A 3,572-nucleotide genomic window follows, 5' to 3' on the forward strand; every position below is an offset into this window, starting at 1 on the left:
TGAACACTTGTTCAGTTTCACGCTACCACTGACAGTTCGCAAGCTTCATTATGAATTCAGGGTACCTCATCTTGTCGATGCGGGATTGGCGCCCAGAGCCGGGGTCCCGCCAGAGTGCGATACGCCGTGTGCCGAACATGCAGGCGCGACCGTTGACGCCTTCTTCTCTTCTGCCGGAATCCACGCAGAAAGCATTCTGTACGACAGGCTATGCCAGGTGTTCTACCAAATGGTCATTTTATCTTTCTATAATGAGGCGAGATTCTATCCAAGAATCCGACATGTCGCTCTTCATCGATGCCGAGGACCGTTAAGTCGACTACTCTACCGGTCTCGTTACCTAACTTTTGGGATATCTGTTCGCATCCGGAGACAAGTTGATCGGAATATTTCGAGTACAGTAGCAGCAAATCAATATCACTGTCTGCACTGAGCTCTGAACCACTCAGCGCAGATCCGAACAGATAGACATGATCAAACTGAGAGAACAGTTCTAGGTTGCTGTCGAGAATGTCTATGAGTCTCAAATAGTTCATAGTTTGCGAACGAATGGGAAGAAGCTATCCATATCGAGGAGCTTCACGTGCATTTGCCCCGCAAACACCTGGGCTTCTTCGGAGATGCATTGCTTACCGTTCCATCTATGCAAGTTGACGACAACGGTATGTTCTGCCGGTGCTAAACGGGCCAACTCTGCATAGCTCAGACAGTATTCGTATACGAATAAGAAGCATTTTCCTTTCGCTATATATTCTCTAAGGTTTGTCTTCGACTTGCGAGTTGCTTTCTTTCCGCACAGGCGGAAGTACTTTAGGGCAAAAATCAAGCTGTCTAGCCTCATCTCGGCACGCCTGAAGCAGCGGGCGTCATAGTACATCTGTCGGATACGCGGCGTATCGTCAAGATAAACTACCGCCTCTTTCCCGTTTTCTATTATTTGCAACAATGGATGTTCTGCATCTAGAGAAACATCTATAAATCGCCCCTGTTCGTCAAGCTTTTTGATTAGCAGCTCTAGGGATTCTGCAGAGGGGAGCAGGTCACCTTCTATGGGCTGGATTCCGAAGATGGAGTTGATGACCTCGGGGAAAAGAATAGACCTTTGTCTTTCCGTATTATCTCTGGTGGCTTCGAACTCCTTAGCATGGTCGATAAAATCGCGGACAGCGGCCTGGTTGGAGAAGGAATTGTCCTTGTGGTTCTGGAACAGGCACAAGTTCGATTCGAACAGCGTGCAAAGTTTTCGGTTGTTGACGATTATTTCCTTTTCAAAAACATCCCACAGTCTTCGCTTGTCCTTCATGTAGTAATTCTCATATATCGACTTGTTTCGGGCGAGCAGAGGTGCGGCCTCTTTGCGCAGGTCGTCGAAGGAACTGAACGTCTTTCCGAAAACGCGATCAATTTCTGCGTGACGAATCGACTTCCATTTCTTCACTTCATCTGCCGTGAAAGCGGAGTTTTTGTCGAAATTCGTATGGCAGTTTGGACAGATGAGAATAAGGTTGTCGAACGTGTTCTCTGCGCTTTTGCAATATGGGACGATATGGGCTCGTTCAGCAATGTCTCCATTGCTGATGAATAGATCGGCCCGACAATCTGGATTCATGCATTTGCCGGCAGACTCCGCCCAGAGTCTTCGCTCGACATATGCTGAGATTGGCTTTCTGCTTGTCTTCGACACTTTCCGTCCCCGCTTTGACCTCTTCGATTGACGATTAACTGTCATTTAAGAATATGTTATCCAATGATTGGGCCACCGTCAGGCTTCAAGTGAAGATTATTGAACGGGGAGGTAAATGGAGCACTAAAGAAGTAGACATTCGGCAGCTTTAAGCCCCAGGGTTAACGAATCGCGTGCCGAATGACGCTGCTATAGGCTGTCAAGTCCTTTATCGGACGACATTTTAGCATTCAAGTAGCGGTCGTATTCGCGTCTGATTTCCTCGTGGGGGCATACTTCTCTTTCTATTTCGCTGAGCCTTACATTCGGCACGTTAAGCTCTCGGGCAACCTGCTTTTGGGTCAATCCGAGCGATTTTCGCATGTCCGCCAGTATCGAGCCCCGGGCGTACTTCAACCTCATGGGGCGCCGCAACGTTGGGTAAACCTCCCTGGCTGTGAACCTCTTAAGGCAGCGCATGATCTCTCGCTTTGTCTTGCCGTCGGACTTGCGCTTCGCCATGTAGGCGAGCGTTCTCTCGTCCCCGCGCATCCTGTGTTAGTCATGCCGTCGTAGCCCGCCGAGACCCAGCGGTAGATGGTCGAGGGCGACAGGTCCACCGGCCCGCCGTTGCGCGCCGCCATCTGCTCGGGCGACAGCCCCCGGCGCAGGCAGTCCCTGATGGCCTCAAGCCTCGCCGTCGCGGCGGGCTCGTCGGCGTCGATCCCGCGCCTGGACGAGACGAGCACCGAGTCCGCGCACAGCTGCGCGGCGCGGGCCTCGTAGAAGACGTGCGGGCAGCGCATGCAGCCCACCGCGCGGTAGCGGCCGCAGCCGTCGCGGCAGCGCGGCCACGCCGCCAGGCGCGGGCAGGCTGCCGACAGGTCGGTGCCGGCGTCGACGCGCTCGCCGCGCCTGGGCTTGGGCGCGGCGACGAACCTGTGCGACGACACCTCGGCGCTCACCGTCGAGGGCGACCTGCCCAGCTCCCTCGCGATCTCCCTGCACGAGGCCCTGCGCTCCAGCATCCTCTGGACCGTATCCCGCTCGTGCCTGGTGAGCCTGCCGTAGGCCCTCGGGACCGCCTTCGCTGCGCCCTTCTTGCTCTTTCCGGACATGGCGTCCTCCGATCTCCCGGGGCCGGCCGATCCGGCCCTCAGGGTATCGGATTCCCATATTCATCCGTACATGTACAGATGAATATGGGAGGTGTTCGGATGAAGTTGATATTCAAGGTCCATATCTATCTGTTCCATCCGGCCGAACGCCCTGTTCCCGAATCATTACCCGTTATCTAAACTGTTGGATTGATTTGGCTCTGTTAGACCATGATTGACATTCTGCCCCAATCATCTTTTTGAAATTGCAAGATAATCGCCCCCTTGCCGGGTTTGAATCCGGCAAGGGGGCGATGTGCTCAAGATCTGTCGGGTCAATCGTGAGGGTCCCATCGCCCAAGTCGATTTGCCGACTATCTTGCCGTCTTCCCGTCGGGCACCGGCGCCTTGACCCTCATCTCGAACGGCAACCCGCCCTTCCGGACGGGCGCCCTGAGGAACGCGTTGACGGCGGCGGACATGGACAGGCCGAGCTCGTCCAGGATGGCCGTGGCCTCCCTCTTGACCTCCGGGTCGATGCGGATCGTCGTGGCCGGTATGTTCGACGGCATGGCTGCACCTTTCCTCGTATATCGCGATGCGACCATTCTACTGTCTCTATGCGGCGGCTTCGGTCCAGTAGTCCATTTAGGGCGGCAGGACGTTGAACATATCATGGATGCGGCTCCTGCACACGCCGTTGGCGAGCTGTCGCGCGACCGTGCGCCCGGCGGTGCCGGAATCGGTCGCCATGAAGGTCCGGCACCACCTGAACCAGGCGAGGTAGGCGTCGAGGTGCTTCGTCGACACGC

At 55.0% G+C, this 3,572-nt stretch carries 4 protein-coding genes and 2 pseudogenes; all 6 read right to left on the reverse strand.

All coding sequences use genetic code 11. The features are described 5' to 3' along the window. Positions 1 to 233: 233 nt before the first annotated feature. The 6 genes and pseudogenes from I2D57_RS10135 to I2D57_RS09765 all read right to left on the reverse strand — a co-directional run bounded on the left by I2D57_RS10135 (position 234) and on the right by I2D57_RS09765 (position 3,332). Entirely contained in the window at positions 234 to 536 is a 303-nt protein-coding gene (locus I2D57_RS10135; RefSeq protein ID WP_006235584.1) for a nucleotidyltransferase domain-containing protein, read from the reverse strand. Beyond that, a complete protein-coding gene (locus tag I2D57_RS09750) occupies positions 533 to 1,684 on the reverse strand; it encodes an HNH endonuclease signature motif containing protein (RefSeq protein ID WP_324249229.1) in 1,152 nt (383 codons plus the stop codon). The genes I2D57_RS10135 and I2D57_RS09750 overlap by 4 nt, the downstream gene beginning before the upstream one ends. A 189-nt stretch (positions 1,685 to 1,873) precedes the next feature. Beyond that, complete coding sequence (locus I2D57_RS10140; protein WP_195362338.1) at positions 1,874 to 2,086, reverse strand: helix-turn-helix domain-containing protein; 213 nt, start codon at positions 2,084 to 2,086, stop codon at positions 1,874 to 1,876. A gap of 18 nt (positions 2,087 to 2,104) precedes the next feature. After that, a pseudogene (locus tag I2D57_RS09955) lies at positions 2,105 to 2,218 on the reverse strand (IS110 family transposase); the annotation flags it as partial. A gap of 407 nt (positions 2,219 to 2,625) precedes the next feature. Continuing rightward, positions 2,626 to 2,781 (reverse strand): annotated as a pseudogene (locus tag I2D57_RS10015) (helix-turn-helix domain-containing protein); the annotation flags it as partial. A 353-nt stretch (positions 2,782 to 3,134) separates the two neighbouring features. Beyond that, entirely contained in the window at positions 3,135 to 3,332 is a 198-nt protein-coding gene (locus I2D57_RS09765; protein WP_195362339.1) for a type II toxin-antitoxin system RelB/DinJ family antitoxin, read from the reverse strand. Positions 3,333 to 3,572: the final 240 nt, after the last annotated feature.

The organism is Collinsella aerofaciens (genome assembly GCF_015553355.1).
Taxonomy (GTDB): domain Bacteria; phylum Actinomycetota; class Coriobacteriia; order Coriobacteriales; family Coriobacteriaceae; genus Collinsella; species Collinsella aerofaciens_V.